This window comes from Bacillus sp. 7_6_55CFAA_CT2, assembly GCF_000238655.1.
Taxonomy (GTDB): Bacteria; Bacillota; Bacilli; order Bacillales; family Bacillaceae_G; genus Bacillus_A; species Bacillus_A cereus.
The window spans coordinates 733,522-751,239 of record NZ_JH414709.1; the positions used below are offsets into that span (position 1 = coordinate 733,522).

Genomic DNA, 17,718 nt, shown 5'->3' on the forward strand with positions numbered 1-17,718 from the left:
TTGTTATCTATTAGGGATATAAATATAGTCTGTATCTAAATCAATGACAGCATCGCTTAGGACTTCTTCTTGTAGTAATTTTGAGGATTTTTCAAAGTGATACCGTACACAAAATAAGCTTAGAAGATCTTCGTTAGATAATTCTTCACTTTTAACATGTAAATACATTGTTCTTATTTCGTGTATAGAGCAGGTAAGGCCAATAACATACTCATTTATTTCATATCCATCAAATTCAATTATCATATTATCACTGTTGGTTGCTAGCCAACTTTATAGCTTAATTTTAGATGAATCTATTATACATTGTTTGAAATTTAGTGAGAATATATTTTATAAAATGTGAGGGGTATAAATGGAACAAAATAAATTAGTTTTAGAAGGACCAAAACGTCTTAAGTGGAAAACATGTAAAATTAAGTCTATACAGGATAATGAAATTATCGTTAAAACAATTGCAGGTGCAATAAGTATTGGAGCAGAGTTACCACAGTATAAAGAATCGGATGTTACAGATACAAATCCTATCTATCCAAAAAAAACTGGATATGAAAGTTATGGTGAAGTAATTCAAGTTGGTAATAAAGTAACAAATTTAAACGTAGGTGATAAAGTAGTTTCTTTTTATGGACATGAAACGATAGGAATAGTTAAGGGAGATAAAGTAATTCGAGTACCTAGTTATATAAAACCTAAAGTTGCTTTATTATCTATTCTTTCGTGTGATGCTGCTAAAGGGGTATTGAAGCTAGACCCGCGACAGGATGAAAAAGTACTTATTACTGGGAGTTATCGGTTTACTCGCTTGTTATTTCTTAAAATACTATGTAGGTGTTAAGCATGTGGATGTTGTTGAGCCTAATAAAAATAGAAGAGAATTTGCAAAGAAGTTTGGTGCGAAAAACCTCTTTGATTCAGAAAAACAAATAATAGAAACATATAATTACGGTTTGGAATGTTCTGCTACAAATAGAGGGTTTCACACATTACAAAAGGCCATTAATAGTAATAGAGCGATATGTATTCTTTCTGATGGTAATATAGAAGACTTAACATTAACCGCCGACTTTTATCGAAAAGAATTGAAAATCATTGGTTCAAGTGATGGATATGGTTACCAAAAACATGCAGATTGGTTTTTTAGTCAAATAGAACAGACGCCATGGATAGAAGAGATTTTTCAACATGAAATTCATTATACTGCACTTGAAAAATGTTTTGAGGAATTAAGTCAAGGAATAATTACTCCTTTAAAAGTATTTGTCTCATTTGAATAAAATGACAACGTACTTGTCACGTAGCTCACATATATTTTGTCATTAATATGATAATAAAACGAGGAGTAGCATGTACGTGTTAATTTTTAATAGGCACAACGGGTTGTTGCTCTTTCATTATGTACAAATCGTATATTATCTTTCTCAATGTACATATTAAGTAAAGTATTTAATATCACGTACATAAAAGGCGGGGTAATATGGATGGAAATAAGAAAAATGAAGAATTGAGTAAATTTAAGAAACAATGGTTTAATGAAGATAATCAACCAGTAGCTGGTATAGAGCTAGCCTTACCGCCTGATATAGGCAGCATGTTAGACTCGAAATCAGTTGATGATCAAAGTGGAGAAAGTAATAATGAATAAGTTTAATCTATACGCATCCATTTGGGTGCTTTTGTTTTTTTGACAATAGAAAATAGATCATCAAATTCTTATTGAAAAAAGATGGATCTAAATAGATCCATTTTCTATATATGTAAGTTTTAATTTTCACCAAAAAGTTTAAAGTGCATCTAGAATGCTAATAACATTTACCATTAAAGGATTGGGCTATTATGCATATTATTGTTGAAAGCATTATTTTAATTCTCACTGGGATTCTTGCATTAAAAATGACAGGTAGTAAATCTGTTAGCCAAATGACAAGAGCTGAAATCATCATAGTAGTATCAATTGCGCGTATTATTGTAGAGCCTGTATTAAGTAGGAATGTAGTCCCATCTATATTTGCAGCTGTAATATTTGCAAGCGTACTTCTTATCATTCATTTCTTTGAACTGAAATCAAGGGAGGCGGAACAATTCCTAAATGGCAGTAGCTTTGTAATTGTTGAAAATGGAGAGATTATTAAAGCGAACTTGATGAAGGCAAAAATGTCTGAACAACAACTTTATATGCAATTAAGAGAAAAAGGAATACATGATTTAAAGATTTTGCAGCAAGTTACAGCTGAGCCGAATGGACGTATTGGTTATCAATTAATAGAGAAAGCTCAACCGATAACTTTAGAAATGTTAGAAAAAACATTAGATCAGCACAAAATAAAAAGATAATTTCTTATGTGAAATGCCAATATACAATTGAATTATTGGCATTTTTTATTTTTCTAAATGTAAAAGTTAATATTTAGAATAGATATTCAGCCAATCTTTAAATTAGATATAGGCTTATTAATATGCTATATTCAATGGAGCTATAGTGACTGTGGTGAAAAAAGCAGCGTTAAAATGAATAGGTCTTTCATGTGATATTAAACATGAGATAAGAATAAGGAGATAGAAACATAATGGAATTTTGGGAATCAAGTTTTATTGAAAAACAAACGATGTGGGGATTGGAACCTACAGAATCTGCAATTTTGACAAAAGATTTTTTTATTGAAAAGAACGTTAAGGATATATTAGTTCCGGGTATTGGTTATGGAAGAAATGCAAAGGTTTTTATCGATAATGGTATAAATGTAACAGGTATTGAAATTTCGAAAACAGCGATCGATTTAGCAAGAGAAAACGGACTAGAAGATGTTAGTATGTATCACGGTTCAGTAAACGAAATGCCTTTTGATAATAAACTGTATGATGGGATATTTAGTCATGCACTTCTTCATTTGTTGAATGGACAGGAAAGAGAGAATTTTATTGAAGATTGTTATAATCAGTTAAAACCAGGCGGATATATGGTTTTTACAACTGTTTCTAAAAAAGCTCCCATGTACGGAAAAGGAAAACAGTTGGATAAAGATTATTATGAGATAATGGAAGGTGTAAAAATGTTCTTCTATGATTCTGAATCTATAAAAAAAGATTTTAATCAATATGGATTAGTACAAGTTTCGGAAATTGATGAACCAAATAAGAACATGGCAAATAAACCTCCAATTAATTTTTTAACGATAAAATGTAAGAGAGAACTATAATTAAAAGTTATTAAGAATTATTAAAGATGTTTATATATTGATTATGCACAAATAAAAAGGACAAGCATATAATAGAAGTACCTATTAACTTTAAGTAACCTTAACTTTCGTTAATAGGGTATCTCAAAATCCCCAAAAGAGCACTTGCGGAAACAAGTGCTCTTTTATTTTTTTGTTTCATAAATATTTATACTTGCAAATTTCGTGCAATAAAAATAAATCTGAGAGAAATAACCATATCTTTATTATACGATTATTTCTGAACTACAAACGTTATAGCATTTGTTTTTAATTGAATGTGTCTTTCATTACGAACCATATTATAAGCTAATTCTTTTATTTCAACTTTTACTTCTTTCCATCCTTTATAAATACTTTTTAATAGATGTATCATTTCATCAGTTGGGAGATTAATTTCAATTAAAGCTTCTAATTCTTCATTCGTTTTTAAAACAATTTCTTGTATGTTAGAGTTAATAATTAAACAATTAATACCGCCGTTTTTTGTCCCTTGTTTCATAGAATGGAGCACTTTTTTAAAATCTTCTTTTGATTTAACATGCTCTAAACTTGATACTGCAACGATATAATCATAAGCGTTAGAGTCAATATGATAGTTTTCAATTTCTGTTTGTTCTGTTTTTATAACCTCGAATACATCATGTTCTTTACTATAAGTTTGTAGCTTTGTTAAAGCGGAATCAAGTAAATCAACACATGTAACAGTGCCATTATAATTTTTTATTATTTGTGCAATTGGAATGCTATTTCTACCGATGCCAGAGCCAAGATCAAGTACTTGCAAGTTGTTTTGTCCTTCAAAGTGATCCATCAAGTCCATAACTGTTTTAACCGGTTTGTACAGCCAAGAGCCAATTTCAAATAGTTTATATTGTTCATAGCAAAGGTCGTGATATTTCTTTTCTTCTTGTCTTATGTATTCGATACGGTTCATATTGTTTCAGCCCCAATATTTTTATTGCAAAATTCATATGTAGGACAACCTTTTATATTTGTTTGAATTCGAAAAATACCACCAGCATGTGGATACTCTTTTAATTCGTCATCTGTCATTCTTGTTCTGGCTGTTGTGATATATAAATCTGTTAAATTAGGTCCTCCAAATGTACATGATGTTACATATAAAGCTGGAATTGGAATGCTTAATATTTTTTCTCCAGTAGAGGGATTCCATCTAGTTATTTTTGAACCTCCCCAATGTGCAATCCATAAACAGCCGTCTTCGTCAATTGTCATACCATCAGGTAGACCATCATTTTCAGAGAAAATGATTACATCAATTGGATTATGAATGTCTCCAGTACGTATATTATATTGATAGCGAACCACTTTTTTAGTAGGTGTATCTATAAAGTAAAAGTATGTATGATCAGGTGACCAAGCAATTCCATTTGATGTATTTACATGTGAAACTTTTTTCTCTACACTTAAATTATGATGTAAACAATACAAGGAACCTGCAGCATTCATACCGTATGTATCTGTAGAACCTGCCCAGAAACGACCAGCTGGATCACATTTTCCATCATTGAAACGATTTTCTATTAAATGTGGTTCAGGGTCAAAAATATGTGTCAGTTTTTCGGTATTTATATTAATAGAATAAAAGCCTTTTTCCATAGCTAAGAGTAGTACATCCTCTAAATATGGAACAACACAGCCGATTTGTTGATTGAGTGCAATTACTCGGTTCGTATTAGCGGTAGGATTGTATATGCATAATTTTCTCTCCATAATATCAACCCAATATAAAAGTTGCTTTTTTTCATTCCAACATGGTCCTTCAGCTAAACTTGCTTTAGCATCTAAAACTAATTCTATATTACTGAACAAGATGTTCACCTCGCGTTATAAGATATTAATATAATTCGATAAGAATAGAGGTAAACCTTTTAGTCAAAGGATATTAAAATTTATGCTGTAGAAAAATGACCTTCTCACAAGTGATTAAAAAAGTGTATAACCAAGGAGAGGAAAATGCATATGATGTTTTATGAGATTGTTTGCTTTTCTTGTAAGAATATATTTCGTGTTTACGAAGGCAGTGAAAAATATAAGCGATTTAAAGAAAAACCAAACGGGGCATATTGTTGTGATGAGTGTAGTCATAAAATTCAATTAGAAGCGATAAAGAATTTTTTTAGGTAATTATATGTTTTTGATTCGGAAAAGTTTGACAATAAAAGTGTTATAAATTATCATATTAAAAAACTAATATTTAAAATGGCATGGAAGAGAAGAGTAGTTAAGAAAGAATACGTACAGAGAGCTCTGGTAGCTGAGAAAGAGCGGTATACATCTTAACGAAAAAAGACTTGGAGCTGCGCAAGGAACTAATTTATTTAGGGATGGTGCGACGGGTTCTCCCGTTATAGAGATAGGGTATAAGCATATTTTGCCGTACCTGAAGAGGTTAATATGGTGACATATTAACAAACTGAGGTGGTACCGCGAAGCTAACAACTCTCGTCCTCAAGATGAATAATCTTGGGGGTGGGAGTTTTTTTATTGCATAAAACTGAGAATACGAAAACAAAAAATAATTGAGGTGAGCAATAAATGCATTGGGCGTATGAAGTAGCACATGAATTAATTAGGAAACATCCAAATAAAGAAACGTTTGTTTGTGCATCTGGAATTAGTCCTTCAGGTTCTGTTCATATTGGGAACTTTCGTGAAATCGTAACGACTTATTTCGTAGTAAGAGCACTTCAAGGTTTAGGGAAAAAGACTCGTTTTATATTTTCGTGGGATGATTATGATCGATTTAGAAAAGTTCCAAAAAATATTGATCCATCTTTTGCAAAGTATATTGGTATGCCATACTGTGATATTCCAGATCCGTCTGGATGTCATAACTCGTATGCGGAGCATTTTGAAAAAGAGTTTGAAACATCGCTTCAAGCATTTGGAATTGAAGTAGAATTTATTTATCAACATGATGAATATAGAAGTGGAAGGTATAACAAAAATATTTTAGAGGCTTTGTATAAACGAAAAGAAATATATGATATTTTAATGGATTTTAAAACTGGAGAGTGTAGTGAAGAAGAGCGAAACAATTTTTATCCAGCTACATTATATTGTGAGAGGTGTGGAAAAGATACAACAACTATTACACATTTTGATGAAGTATTAAAAACAGTCCGGTATGAATGTGAATGCGGAAATGAAAAAGAATTATCCGTATTAAATACAAATAAAATGAAACTAAACTGGAAAATCGATTGGCCGATGAGATGGATGATAGAGGATGTTATTTTTGAACCGGGTGGAAGAGATCATTCATCAGAAACGGGTAGTTATAATGTATCAAAAGAAATTGCAAGGAAAATATTCAATCGTGAAGCGCCTCATTACGTTGCTTACGATTTCATTGGTATTAAAGGGAATCATAGAAAAAATGTCTAGTTCTTCAGGGAATAGCATTACACCAAGCGATTTATTGAAAGTGTATATACCAGAAGTAATTCTCTTTATGTTTGCCAAATACAAACCAGGCGCTGCTTTTCATATTGGGTTGGATGAAGATGTGATTCGTAATTATACAGAGTATGAGCGATTGAAAGATAGTTATGAAAATAAAACGCTCAAAAATGAAGATTTATTTGATGCAATTAAAATCTCTAGAGTTGATAGTGAGTTTAAAGAATATCCGAAATTTAATCAAGTAGCAGGAACGTTACCATTATTAAATTTTGATTCAACTATTTTACAGGGGATATTAAAGAAAATAGATAGGAGCTATGCATTAGATGAAATGAGAGCGATAAGTAATCGCGCAGAGTATTGGATAAGAAACTTTCAATCTGAAAAATTAATCGCGGTAAATGAGGAGAAAAATGCAGAGTTTTACTACACATTAGATGAAAGGCAGAAAGAATGGCTAGTAGAAGTTTGTAAAATACTTCGTTCTAATAAAGATTACTCTAACTTAATGGAGCAATTATATGCGATTTGTCATCATGAAAATAAAAAAATAATGAAAGAAAATCAAAAACAATTATTCACTATTATATATAAGCTCATTATGAATCAATCAAATGGTCCTCGTATACCATTATTAATACATGTAGTAGGCATAGAAAAATTCATCACACTATTAGATTTCTAAAACACAGTTAAAAGCAACGCAAGTACCAAAATTTCTAAGTACTTGCGTTGCAAATTTTACTATCGTGAATACATTTTCGGACATTCATCACCACTTGGTTCATAAAAACAATGGCTTTTAAACTGTCCTACAAATGGCTGATTATACCATTCAGGTGGACAAGCTCCAACTGGACGGAAATACCAAAGAGCCCATCGTGCAGGCCAGCGCCATTGACCTTGTAAAACTTTTCGTGCGATTTCTTTTTCTGATTCACGAGCGCGTTGATAAAAATATCCATATTGTACTGCTTCAAATCCGCCGGGGCTTTGATATACAGCGTCGCGTACGGTACGGAGTTGTTTAAAATCTAAGCAATCACAAAATACACGGTTTACTACAACGCATCCAACTAACTCCTCACCTTGGCGACCTTCGCCTTCAGCTTCAGCACGAATTAAACGAGCTAGTAAATCAACATCACTTTCGTTGTATGGAATAAGGGGCATAGTGATACCACCTTTCTGTTATAGTAAAGAGTGTATGTTATAAAACAATCTGCGTGCTTTTTTACATAAAAATAACATTTAATTTTAAGAGGAGCTTGTATAAAAAGAGCTAATTAGTAATAGTAGATAAATATAAAAGGGAGAGGTATTATGTATCGAATTCATAAAGACCATATCATTTACTCAATGTCACCAGAAAATAAGCCTTGTATGGAAGTGGAAATTGGGAGCAGTCTTGTATTTGAAACATATGATTGCTTTGAAAATCAAATCGATTCTGAAGATGTTGTGTTTCAAGAATTAGATTGGAACCGAATTAATCCAGCGACTGGACCTGTATATGTTAAAGGAGCAGAACCTGGCGATATATTAGCCGTAACGATTGAAAAGATTAAAATTGCAGAGCAGGGCGTTTTAACTACAGGTGCAAACCTTGGTGTAATAGGGAATGAGTTAAATGAAAATACAGTGAAAATTGTCCCAATACATAATGAACATGTTTTGTTTTCAAGTGAACTACAAATCCCGATTAATCCAATGATTGGGGTAATTGGTATTGCACCGAAAGAAGAGAGCATTTCATGTGGCACACCGCATGATCACGGCGGGAATATGGACTGTAAAGAAATTAAAGAAGGAACAACATTACTACTACCAGTTAATGTCCCAGGAGCACTATTAGCGTTAGGTGATTTACACGCAGCAATGGGGGATGGTGAAATTGGGGTTAGTGGAGTAGAGGTTGCTGGTGAGGTAACTGTAACAGTTCAAATTATAAAAGGGAAAAAATGGCCACTACCAATGGCTATTCAAAAAGAAAAAGTAATGACGATTGCTTCAGAAAAATTGCTAGATGATGCAGCAAATCGTGCTGTACGTAATATGGTGACATTTTTACATGAAGAATTAGCAATGTCTAAAGCTGATGCAACGCTTTTATTATCGGCAGCAGGTAATTTAAAAGTTTGCCAAGTTGTGGATCCGTTGAAAACGGCGCGTATGGAATTAGGGATGGATTATGTGGAGAAACTAGGATTTACTTTTAGTAAATTTCATATTAAATAGATAAGGGACGAAAAAGGATACTTTTGTATAAAAGCATCCTTTTTTAATTTACGGATTTTGTGAAAAGAGGTAGTATTTATTTTATATAAGTATATTTGAGATTGTGGATTAAAAAGGAGTTCAATAATGGTCAAAATTATGATTGTAGAAGACGATATGAAAATTGCAGAACTATTATCAAAACATGTTGCGAAATATGGTTATCAAGGAGTTATTGTATCGGACTTTCAAAATGTATTAGACATTTTTTTAGATGAACAACCAGAGTTAGTTTTATTAGATATTAATTTACCGAGTTTTGATGGGTACTTTTGGTGTCGTCAAATTCGCGGTGTTTCTACATGTCCGATACTATTCATTTCGGCCCGTGAAGGTACGATGGATCAAGTTATGGCGTTAGAAAATGGTGGCGATGATTTTATTCCGAAGCCTTTTCATTATGAAGTTGTAGTGGCGAAAATTCGTAGTCATTTAAGACGTGCATATGGAGATTATGCACCGAAACTAGAAGAGCGAATGATTGAGCAACAAGGCCTTTGTTTATATCCTGAAAGACTTGTATTGAAACTTAGAAACGAAGAGATTGATATAACGAGAAACGAAGCTATTTTATTAGAGACATTAATGAAAAATTATCCGCGTGTTGTGAGTAGGGAAGTGTTGTTAAATAAATTATGGGATAGCGAATCTTATGTTGATGATAATACATTAAGTGTAAATACAACACGTGTGCGTAAAAAGTTACAAACGTTACATATAGAAGGTGCGATTGAAACGATTCGTAGTGTTGGATATAGATTGCATATTACTTGGGATACTGGTATAGAAAAATGATAAGATTATTTATACGTGATCATATACCACTTATTTGCTTTACTATAATTCAACTACTAGCTATATTTCTCGTATATTGGTTTGATGGGCATAATCATATTACAACGGCGTTATATGCAATGTTTCTAGGGGCTTTCTTTATGGGAAGTTATTTAGTGTTTCGTTATTTTACACATCGTTCTTTTTATGAGCGCTTAGCAAACCCGATGCAATCTTTGGATGAATCTGTTCAAAAATCTGATTTTGCAGCTGTATCGGCTGCTCTTCAAGAACTACTTGAGGTGCAATATCGACATTATCAAAATCAGCTGCAAATGCAAGAGAGAAAAAATAATGACCATTTAACCTTTATGAATCAGTGGATTCATCAAATGAAAACACCTTTATCTGTAATAGAATTAATTACACAGGATGAAGTAGATTCACGTTTTGAAAGTATAAATGAGGAAACTGATCGATTAAAAAAGGGATTAGAAATGGCTCTGTATGTCGCACGTTTAGAAGCATTTACACAAGATTTTTATGTAGAAAGAGTACAACTACATAAAATAGTGAATGATTCGGTACATGAGCATAAACGGTTCTTTATCCGGAATTTTGTATATCCAGAGCTTGAAATTGATAAGGACATTACTGTAGAAAGTGATGCGAAATGGTTACAATTTTTAATTGGGCAAATACTATCGAATGCGATTAAATATTCATCAGGTAGTAGAGAAAAGATTAAAGTGAAAGCTTGTAAGGAAGGTAATACCGTTATACTTGAAATTGCTGATAATGGCGTAGGTATACCGAAGCAAGATTTACCAAGAGTCTTCAAACCTTTCTTTACAGGAGAAAACGGTAGAGATTTTAAAGAATCAACAGGAATGGGGCTATATCTCGTATATGAAATTACGAAGCAATTAGGACATAGTGTAGAAATCCATTCAGAAGTTGATAAAGGTACGGTAGTACGAGTAATATTTTTTAATGTGTAAAAAGTGATCAAGGCTAAAGAACGTTGGAGATAAGTTTTTTAGCCTTGTTTTGTATTTTTTAAAAAGTTTTCATATGAATAAATGATACAAATTAGTAAAAATTAAAGATATGAGCACATGAAATTGTAAAAATAAACTTGAAGAAAAATAATTGCTTTTGAAGTACAAATAATAATATTTACGCATACAGTATTATCATGGTACAATATGGTTATTAATGACAGAAAGGAATGATGGGTGGACGATGATTAACTAATCTTATTTTTAAATGTTGAAATTCAATAAATTTCAATTTCTAAAAAATAGGATTAGTCTGCCCAATTTCCATAGAACGGTATTGCTATTTATGTTACGTAATAGCTTATTTGGGTGTAAATATTTTAACGACTAATCCTGCCAAATTTATTTGGGAGGATTTTTTTATTCTCCCTTAATGAAAGGGATCGGTATTATGAAAGAACTATTAAAATTAAATGATGTTTATGTTGAAATAAAAGAAAATATGTTGTTAGAGAAAATGAATGTGACAGTAAAACAAGGGGATGTTATCGGATTAATTGGTAAAAACGGTGCTGGTAAATCAACGTTACTTCAATTAATAAATGGAAAGATTGAGCCTTCAAAAGGGATTGTTGAATGGCAGCAAATGAATATGACAACCGCATATGTTGAGCAAGAAATAGAATCTTTTATTAGTAATGATGTAATTGCAAAAGAAGCAGAACTTCTTGCGAAATGGGGCGTGCCAACGAACGATTTTCATACTTTAAGTGGTGGTGAAAAGCTGAAAATTCGATTAGCAAAAGGATTTGCTGAAAATCCTAATGTCTTAATATTAGACGAACCGACAAATCATTTAGATGAGATCAGTACGGGATTTCTCATTAAACAAATAAAAAACATGAAAGGTACAGTTATCGTTGTATCACATGATCGATATTTTTTAGATGTTGTCGCAACAAAAATATGGTCAATTGAGGACAAAAAATTAATTGAGCATAGTGGTAATTATACGAGCTACATGAAAGCACGTGAGCATAAAAGAAAGACGCAGCAGCGTGAATATGAAAAGCAGCAAAAAAAGATAGAACAAGTAGAAACACATATAAAAGAATTGAGTTCATGGTCACAAAAGGCACACGCGCAGTCTACAAAACAAGAAGGTGTGAAAGAATTCTATCGTGTAAAAGCGAAGCGAATGGATGCACAAGTGAAGTCAAAACGAAAACGACTCGAAAAAGAGCTGGAGAAAACGAAAGTAGAACGTGTGAAAGAAGAGTATTCAGTTGAGTTTTCTATTCAAGCGAACAAAAAAGTAGGAAAACGCTTTTTAGAAGTGAAGCAATTAAAAAAAGACTTTCATGGGAAAGTATTATTTGAAAACGTTAATTTTACAATTCAGCACGGTGAGAAAGTTGCGATTGTTGGACCAAACGGTAGTGGGAAAACAACATTACTGAAGATGATTATGGGAACGGAAACTGCTGAAGGAGAAATATGGATTTCACCATCTGCAAACATCGGCTATTTAACACAAGAAGTTTTTGATTTACCGCTTGATAAAACACCAGAAAATTTATTTTTTAAAGAGACGTTTGAAGAAAGAGGAAAAGTCCAAAATTTAATGAAACATTTAGGATTCCAAGCGTCTCAATGGAAAGAGCCGATTGAGCATATGAGTATGGGAGAAAGAGTAAAATGTAAGCTAATGGCTTATATTTTAGATGAAAAAGATGTACTCATTTTAGACGAACCGACGAATCACTTGGATCTACCTTCACGTGAACAACTTGAAAATACATTAGCTGAGTATAACGGAACATTAGTAATTGTATCTCACGATCGATATTTTCTGGAGAAAACAACTAACACAAAACTCGTGTTTTCAAACAATACGATACAAAAGCAGCTAGAAGAACCTACTAAAACAAGAGATGATATTGAAGAGCTACGTTTAACGTTAGAAACAGAGAGACAAGAAGTATTAGGGAAATTAAGCTTTTTAACTTCTAAAGACAAAGAATATAAAGCACTGGATGAACGGTTTATGGAACTTACGAAGCAGATTAAAGAGCTATAACGTAAGTAAGGGGGATTAACATGGGAGAAGAGAGATTCACTAAGTTATTTAAAATAGATTGTGGAGATATATACTTGCAAGAATTTACGGTCAAAGATGCAGAGAGTATTTATAAAATAGCAAATCAACCGGAAATAGCAAAATTTTTACCAGACTGGAAATCAACGAAAGAACAAAGGGTGGATTGGATTGCAGATTATGAAATACCAGCAAACAAAGCATTTCTTGATGCAGTGAAAACTACGAATAACATAGATAATCATACGTTAAAGCTAGGAATATTTAAGAAAGCTACAAATGAACTCATTGGATGGTGCTGCACAGGTATGAAAGAAGAACTCCCTTCACCAAACAGAGAGATAATGTATGCTATCTCAAATGAATATCAAAATCATGGCTATGCTACAAAAGCGACTAAAGGTTTAATTGACTATTTGTTTAAAGAAACAAATTTAAATGTCCTTAACGCAATTGCTTTAATTAACAATGTAGCATCAAATAAAGTTATTGAAAAATGCGGGTTTATTTATAAGAGCCAACAGAGGATAGAAAATCAAATATATAATCATTATATATTGAGAAAATCTGAGTGGATAAAAATATAACGTTTGGTAGTAAAAGACCGATAGCAATCGGTCTTTTCTCATTTATATAATAAAGATTTATTATACATTATATTTCCTACTACTATACAATTATTATAAGATAGTTATGCGTTAATTTTAGTTTGAAATAATTATGTTGTCAGTTTTTTCAGAAATCTTACAAGCGTGTAAGGTAAATGAAAGATGAATCAATATGAGCTGTAAGACAATTCATTTACACTTTATAGTGAGCAGTGGAAATGAAGGGAGAATATACATGGAAATTTTACATGCAAAAAGTATTAGTAAAGTATATAAAGGGAAAGTACCTTATAAAGCATTAGTAGATATTGATTTATCAATTCAAGAAGGTGAATTTGTAGGAATTATGGGTCCATCAGGTAGCGGAAAAACAACGTTATTGAATATGGTATCTACTATTGATTCTCCATCATCGGGAGAAATATTTATTAATGGCACAAATCCTTTTCAATTATCATCAGAAGAATTAGCGTTATTCCGCAGAAAACAATTAGGATTTGTTTTTCAATCATTTAATCTTCTTAGCACACTTACTGTAAAAGAAAACATCGTATTGCCGATGACTTTAGATGGTGTTTCCGTGCAAGAAATGAACAAGCGATTGGAAGAGATTGCAGAGAAGTTAAATATTACAGATATATTGAATAAAAGAACGTTTGAAATATCAGGGGGACAAGCTCAAAGAACAGCAATCGCTCGTGCGATCGTTCATAAGCCGCAATTATTACTTGCAGATGAACCAACAGGGAACTTGGACTCTAAATCTTCAAATGATGTAATGGAGATGCTTGATACTCTTAATAAAGAAGAAAAAGCAACGATGATGTTAGTTACACATGATCCGTATGCTGCGAGTTTTTGCAGTAGAGTAGTATTTATTAAAGATGGTCAACTATATAACGAAATTTATTGTGGTGAAAGCAGACAAGCCTTTTATCAAAAGATTATGGATGTTCTTTCTTTGTTAGGAGGGAAAAGGCATGACTTTTCGTCAGTTCGCATTTAATAATATTTTTCGTAATAAGCGTACATATGCTGCCCATTTTTTAAGTAGTACATTTTCTATTATGGTTTTCTTTACGTATGCTCTTTTATTATTTCATCCTGATTTACAAGGGGAATTAAAATCAACAAGTGCAACAATGAGTGCATATGGTACGATGGGATTTACAATTTCGCAAGGTTTGATTTTTGTATTTTCATTTTTCTTTATTCTATATTCAGTTAGTTCATTTTTAAAAACTCGTAAGAAAGAATTTGGCATATTAATGATGCAAGGTATGTCAATGAGACAGTTTAAGAAATTATTATTAATTGAAAATATGTTGATTGGACTTGGTTCAATTTGTATAGGGATTTTCATTGGACTCATATTTTCTAAACTAGTCTTATTGATAAGCGCAAGTGTATTAATGATTAATAATGGTTTGCCTTTTTATACACCAGTGAAGGCTGTATTATTAACAGTTATCACTTTTCTTTTCTTATTTTTCATTGTTTCACTATTTACATTTAAAATGGTAAAAATAACGGAACTTGTGGAACTTATTCGAGCAGAGGAAAAACCAAAACCTGAACCGAAATCTTCAATTTTATTATCACTGCTTTCTTTAATTAGTATAGGATATGGATATTTCTCAGTATTTCGCTTTATTTCAAGTTCCAGTTTTACTACGCTCGGAATGGGTGTCCTACTAGTAATTGTAGGAACGTACTTTTTATATACACAGTGTAGCGTTTATATATTACATCTTGCTAAAAGGAGAGAATCTTTCTTTTTAAAAAGAACAAATATATTAACGTTTTCTGAATTAATTTACCGTATGAAAGATAATGCAACGATGTTTTTTATTGTATCTATTATTTCAGCAGTTGCATTTACAGCTATTGGTACAACAGCTGCTATTGGTAATAGAAATTTAGTGTGGATGACAAACCCATATACATTTCTGTATGAAAGCTCTGAAAACAACAAATTGGTAGATAAACATCTCTCTATTATAAAAAAACACCTCTTGGATGCAAATATTCCGTATCGAATGGCTTCATCTTCAAGTAAATTTACAGAAAGTAACGTAAATGTATTGAAATTAAGTGAATATAACGAACTTACGAGAGCACTCGGGTACCAACATGAAACGATTGAAAAAGAAGATGAAATTTTACTAATCCCTGGGAGGGTGTCACAAAAGCAAGAATTTAAAAATGGTGACTATAAAAAAAATATTGAAGTCATTCAAGGAGATTGGACAAAGACATTTCGTGTGAAGAAAACTGTAGAGAATTTAGTTTTACCACATGATTCTAGTAGTATTTATATTGCTGTTCAAGATCATGTGTATGATGAAATTCCTCTGACGAGTAATCCAGAGGATAAAGATATTCAACATCGTACTTACGGATTTGTTGTAGATGATTGGATAAGAACGAAAGAGATTTCAAATCAATTAAAGAGTATATTCGATAAAGATCTTAGGGACAGTGATTTCTACTTTGGAGCTTTAACATTAAACTTGTTGGAGGCAAAGCAAAAAAATGGTTTATTACTTATGGCAAGTGTTTTAGTCGGAATCGTTTTCTTTACATTTGCTGCTAGTTTTATTTATTTCCGATTATACACTGATTTGGACCGTGATCAACAACAATATAAAATGATTTCGAAAATGGGATTAAGTAAACAAGAGTTAAAAAAAGTTGTAACGAGACAGTTATTATTAATGTTCTTCTTACCGATTGCTGTTGCGGTGATTCATACTGTAGTAGCGTATACGGCACTGCAACAATTAGTTAGTTTTTCTATTTTAAATAGCTCGATTTTTATTTTAATTTCATTTATATGTATACAAGTTTTATATTTCTTTATTACTCGTTGGCGTTACCTACAAAAGCTTTATAAGACTATGGAGCAATAAAGGATATCAACTAATAAAATTACAGAAAAGCATGTAAAAAATGATATGAATTATGAAAGGAACCGTGATGAAAAGAACTTTAACTATTTTTATGTTAACTATAATACTTTTAATAAGCTTTAGTTCATGCTCTAAAAAGGATAACTCATTTCCTGCAAACGGTGTATTAATTATTGGAGATGAAAATAATATTTCACCAATTATTAATCGTTATCAGGAAATTACGAAAGAAAATGAAGTGTTTTCTGTGAAAAAAGGTGAAGTCGGAAATGGACATGTATTAATTTTAAATGAATCTACAGCACTAGCACTGATTAAAGAAAAAATTTTTCATAAACGAGGTAATGGCTCCAATTATATTTTAGATACGTTACCAAAATTCCCAAAAGAAGGATCACTATTGTTTACAAATGAAGACGAAAAGACTATGAAAAGTATTAAAATAGAAGGAAATGAGATTCCTGTTACATACGATAGTGACACTTGGATAGGAAACACTCGTAAATATCCAACGCAATCGTATGTGATTGTAGCAAAAAATAGCGTATATAAGGAAATAAAAGCAAATGAAACGAAAATGCACCTTCTTCAATTAAAGAGATCTTTAGGCGATGAAAGACCTAAAATGTCGACAGATAATACAATGGTTAATGAAAATGTCAAAGTAAAAAAGCTAATTAAAGGTTTGGAAGGAGAAGTATCTTTTCAATTTGTAACGATTGGCGAAAAACCTTAAAAAAGAGTTCGGAGTTGATAAAAATTTCATCAGCTTCGAACTCTTTTTAGTCTATAGACAAATCAATTACTATGCTTTACATTACTTCATTTAATCGAGTCTCGTTTGTTTCCTCAATCCCATTTGAATTTTGAACTGAATTATTTTGGGCTTCTTTTTCTTTACGAGCCTTTTGTAGCATTTCAAGGATGATCCATAAGGGAACACCTTTATCCTTTAACATCTTCCATAAATCTAATTCATTAAATTTATGTTCAGGCTGTTTCATTTCTTTTTCAGATGAACGAATATCAAACTTGATAGGATCATTTATTTTCTTACTTTCAAGTTTAGTAGAAGAGATAGTATTATGCTCAAGAGTAGATGGAGTTATTTTAGTAGGTTGAGATAATGTATGAATATTTGATCCGATTTGCATGCTTTTTCCTCCTTTTCAAGCAATGAGATTAGTTTTCTTATGGTTTTTAAATCTTTTTAACATGAGGCAACTATATCTAATTATAAATTCAAATAAACAGATTTACAAGTTGTATTGTAAAAAGTAAATATTTACTTGAATTAATATTTATCAACATTTGTATATGTTTTCTATATATACAACGTATATAAAATACTTTACATTATGTTTAAGTTGTTAAAGTATTCTGTTATTTTTTAAAAAAGAA

Annotated in this window: 17 protein-coding genes, 2 pseudogenes and 1 other annotated feature; of the genes and pseudogenes, 14 read left to right on the forward strand and 5 right to left on the reverse strand. The window is 31.7% G+C overall.

The genetic code is table 11. The features are described from left to right. Nucleotides 1–3 precede the first annotated feature (3 nt). Nucleotides 4–246 (reverse strand): hypothetical protein, encoded by a 243-nt coding sequence (locus HMPREF1014_RS32110; protein ID WP_009326972.1) that lies wholly within the window; start codon nt 244–246, stop codon nt 4–6. A gap of 109 nt (nt 247–355) precedes the next feature. Here HMPREF1014_RS32110 and HMPREF1014_RS12675 point away from each other — a divergent pair. The 4 genes and pseudogenes from HMPREF1014_RS12675 to HMPREF1014_RS12690 all read left to right on the forward strand — a co-directional run bounded on the left by HMPREF1014_RS12675 (nt 356) and on the right by HMPREF1014_RS12690 (nt 3,197). Beyond that, nucleotides 356–1,277, forward strand: a pseudogene (locus HMPREF1014_RS12675) (zinc-dependent alcohol dehydrogenase). 200 nt (nt 1,278–1,477) lie between these two features. Then, nucleotides 1,478–1,645: a hypothetical protein gene (locus tag HMPREF1014_RS31570; RefSeq protein WP_000348947.1), complete on the forward strand. Its 168-nt coding sequence runs from the start codon at nt 1,478–1,480 to the stop codon at nt 1,643–1,645. A gap of 191 nt (nt 1,646–1,836) precedes the next feature. Continuing rightward, on the forward strand, nt 1,837–2,334 hold the full coding sequence (locus tag HMPREF1014_RS12685; protein WP_000547584.1) for a DUF421 domain-containing protein: 498 nt from the start codon (nt 1,837–1,839) through the stop codon (nt 2,332–2,334). Between the two features lie 233 nt (nt 2,335–2,567). Further along, complete coding sequence (locus HMPREF1014_RS12690) at nt 2,568–3,197, forward strand: class I SAM-dependent methyltransferase (protein WP_000397628.1); 630 nt, start codon at nt 2,568–2,570, stop codon at nt 3,195–3,197. A gap of 253 nt (nt 3,198–3,450) precedes the next feature. Here the strand turns inward: HMPREF1014_RS12690 and HMPREF1014_RS12695 are convergent, their stop codons facing one another. Both HMPREF1014_RS12695 and HMPREF1014_RS12700 read right to left on the reverse strand, forming a co-directional pair. Next, entirely contained in the window at nt 3,451–4,152 is a 702-nt protein-coding gene (locus HMPREF1014_RS12695) for a class I SAM-dependent methyltransferase (protein WP_001079539.1), read from the reverse strand. Continuing rightward, on the reverse strand, nt 4,149–5,051 hold the full coding sequence (locus tag HMPREF1014_RS12700; protein WP_000492418.1) for an SMP-30/gluconolactonase/LRE family protein: 903 nt from the start codon (nt 5,049–5,051) through the stop codon (nt 4,149–4,151). Before HMPREF1014_RS12700 ends, HMPREF1014_RS12695 begins: the two co-directional genes overlap by 4 nt. 144 nt (nt 5,052–5,195) lie before the next feature. Between HMPREF1014_RS12700 and HMPREF1014_RS12705 the strand changes: the two genes are divergently transcribed. Together HMPREF1014_RS12705 and lysS are read left to right on the forward strand one after the other, a co-directional pair. Further along, the gene (locus tag HMPREF1014_RS12705) at nt 5,196–5,366 is read left to right on the forward strand and encodes a DUF2197 domain-containing protein (RefSeq protein WP_000551047.1); all 171 of its coding nucleotides are present in this window, start codon (nt 5,196–5,198) and stop codon (nt 5,364–5,366) included. Between the two features lie 72 nt (nt 5,367–5,438). Next, nucleotides 5,439–5,695 (forward strand) — a binding site (T-box leader). 82 nt (nt 5,696–5,777) lie between these two features. Beyond that, a pseudogene (gene lysS, locus HMPREF1014_RS12710) lies at nt 5,778–7,332 on the forward strand (lysine--tRNA ligase). A gap of 59 nt (nt 7,333–7,391) precedes the next feature. On the opposite strand, the gene HMPREF1014_RS12715 reads toward lysS, so the two are convergent. Beyond that, nucleotides 7,392–7,820, reverse strand: coding sequence for a cell wall hydrolase (locus HMPREF1014_RS12715; RefSeq protein WP_001128402.1), 429 nt, complete (start codon nt 7,818–7,820; stop codon nt 7,392–7,394). Nucleotides 7,821–7,970: 150 nt separating this feature from the next. Here HMPREF1014_RS12715 and HMPREF1014_RS12720 point away from each other — a divergent pair, with 150 nt between their 5' ends. The 8 genes from HMPREF1014_RS12720 (at nt 7,971) to HMPREF1014_RS12755 (ending at nt 17,053) form a co-directional block, all read left to right on the forward strand. Continuing rightward, nucleotides 7,971–8,885 (forward strand): acetamidase/formamidase family protein, encoded by a 915-nt coding sequence (locus HMPREF1014_RS12720; RefSeq protein ID WP_000285663.1) that lies wholly within the window; start codon nt 7,971–7,973, stop codon nt 8,883–8,885. Nucleotides 8,886–9,011: 126 nt separating this feature from the next. Next, nucleotides 9,012–9,719 (forward strand): response regulator transcription factor, encoded by a 708-nt coding sequence (locus tag HMPREF1014_RS12725; protein ID WP_000238969.1) that lies wholly within the window; start codon nt 9,012–9,014, stop codon nt 9,717–9,719. Continuing rightward, nucleotides 9,716–10,699: a sensor histidine kinase gene (locus tag HMPREF1014_RS12730; protein WP_002103134.1), complete on the forward strand. Its 984-nt coding sequence runs from the start codon at nt 9,716–9,718 to the stop codon at nt 10,697–10,699. Before HMPREF1014_RS12725 ends, HMPREF1014_RS12730 begins: the two co-directional genes overlap by 4 nt. Before the next feature lie 451 nt (nt 10,700–11,150). Further along, entirely contained in the window at nt 11,151–12,779 is a 1,629-nt protein-coding gene (gene abc-f, locus HMPREF1014_RS12735; protein ID WP_009326977.1) for a ribosomal protection-like ABC-F family protein, read from the forward strand. 20 nt (nt 12,780–12,799) lie between these two features. Beyond that, nucleotides 12,800–13,384: a GNAT family N-acetyltransferase gene (locus HMPREF1014_RS12740; protein WP_000503529.1), complete on the forward strand. Its 585-nt coding sequence runs from the start codon at nt 12,800–12,802 to the stop codon at nt 13,382–13,384. 256 nt (nt 13,385–13,640) lie between these two features. Continuing rightward, nucleotides 13,641–14,411 carry an ABC transporter ATP-binding protein gene (locus HMPREF1014_RS12745; protein WP_000404277.1) on the forward strand — a complete coding sequence of 257 codons (771 nt, stop codon included), beginning with the start codon at nt 13,641–13,643 and terminating at the stop codon, nt 14,409–14,411. After that, a complete protein-coding gene (locus HMPREF1014_RS12750) occupies nt 14,386–16,317 on the forward strand; it encodes an ABC transporter permease (RefSeq protein ID WP_000144183.1) in 1,932 nt (643 codons plus the stop codon). Before HMPREF1014_RS12745 ends, HMPREF1014_RS12750 begins: the two co-directional genes overlap by 26 nt. A 67-nt stretch (nt 16,318–16,384) precedes the next feature. Next, nucleotides 16,385–17,053 carry a lipoprotein BA_5634 family protein gene (locus HMPREF1014_RS12755; protein ID WP_000831684.1) on the forward strand — a complete coding sequence of 223 codons (669 nt, stop codon included), beginning with the start codon at nt 16,385–16,387 and terminating at the stop codon, nt 17,051–17,053. Between the two features lie 76 nt (nt 17,054–17,129). On the opposite strand, the gene HMPREF1014_RS12760 is transcribed toward HMPREF1014_RS12755, so the two are convergent. After that, nucleotides 17,130–17,471, reverse strand: coding sequence for a DUF3914 domain-containing protein (locus tag HMPREF1014_RS12760; RefSeq protein WP_001165516.1), 342 nt, complete (start codon nt 17,469–17,471; stop codon nt 17,130–17,132). Between the last annotated feature and the right edge of the window lie 247 nt (nt 17,472–17,718).

Excerpts from the sequence above, each read along its gene's own strand:
- HMPREF1014_RS32110 (WP_009326972.1), bottom strand. The coding sequence starts at position 246 with ATGATAATTGAATTTGATGGATATGAAATAAATGAGTATGTTATTGGC.
- HMPREF1014_RS31570 (WP_000348947.1), top strand. The coding sequence starts at position 1,478 with ATGGATGGAAATAAGAAAAATGAAGAATTGAGTAAATTTAAGAAACAA.
- HMPREF1014_RS12685 (WP_000547584.1), top strand. The coding sequence starts at position 1,837 with ATGCATATTATTGTTGAAAGCATTATTTTAATTCTCACTGGGATTCTT.
- HMPREF1014_RS12690 (WP_000397628.1), top strand. The coding sequence starts at position 2,568 with ATGGAATTTTGGGAATCAAGTTTTATTGAAAAACAAACGATGTGGGGA.
- HMPREF1014_RS12695 (WP_001079539.1), bottom strand. The coding sequence starts at position 4,152 with ATGAACCGTATCGAATACATAAGACAAGAAGAAAAGAAATATCACGAC.
- HMPREF1014_RS12705 (WP_000551047.1), top strand. The coding sequence starts at position 5,196 with ATGCATATGATGTTTTATGAGATTGTTTGCTTTTCTTGTAAGAATATA.
- HMPREF1014_RS12715 (WP_001128402.1), bottom strand. The coding sequence starts at position 7,820 with ATGCCCCTTATTCCATACAACGAAAGTGATGTTGATTTACTAGCTCGT.
- HMPREF1014_RS12720 (WP_000285663.1), top strand. The coding sequence starts at position 7,971 with ATGTATCGAATTCATAAAGACCATATCATTTACTCAATGTCACCAGAA.
- HMPREF1014_RS12725 (WP_000238969.1), top strand. The coding sequence starts at position 9,012 with ATGGTCAAAATTATGATTGTAGAAGACGATATGAAAATTGCAGAACTA.
- HMPREF1014_RS12730 (WP_002103134.1), top strand. The coding sequence starts at position 9,716 with ATGATAAGATTATTTATACGTGATCATATACCACTTATTTGCTTTACT.
- abc-f (WP_009326977.1), top strand. The coding sequence starts at position 11,151 with ATGAAAGAACTATTAAAATTAAATGATGTTTATGTTGAAATAAAAGAA.
- HMPREF1014_RS12740 (WP_000503529.1), top strand. The coding sequence starts at position 12,800 with ATGGGAGAAGAGAGATTCACTAAGTTATTTAAAATAGATTGTGGAGAT.
- HMPREF1014_RS12745 (WP_000404277.1), top strand. The coding sequence starts at position 13,641 with ATGGAAATTTTACATGCAAAAAGTATTAGTAAAGTATATAAAGGGAAA.
- HMPREF1014_RS12750 (WP_000144183.1), top strand. The coding sequence starts at position 14,386 with ATGACTTTTCGTCAGTTCGCATTTAATAATATTTTTCGTAATAAGCGT.
- HMPREF1014_RS12755 (WP_000831684.1), top strand. The coding sequence starts at position 16,385 with ATGAAAAGAACTTTAACTATTTTTATGTTAACTATAATACTTTTAATA.
- HMPREF1014_RS12760 (WP_001165516.1), bottom strand. The coding sequence starts at position 17,471 with ATGCAAATCGGATCAAATATTCATACATTATCTCAACCTACTAAAATA.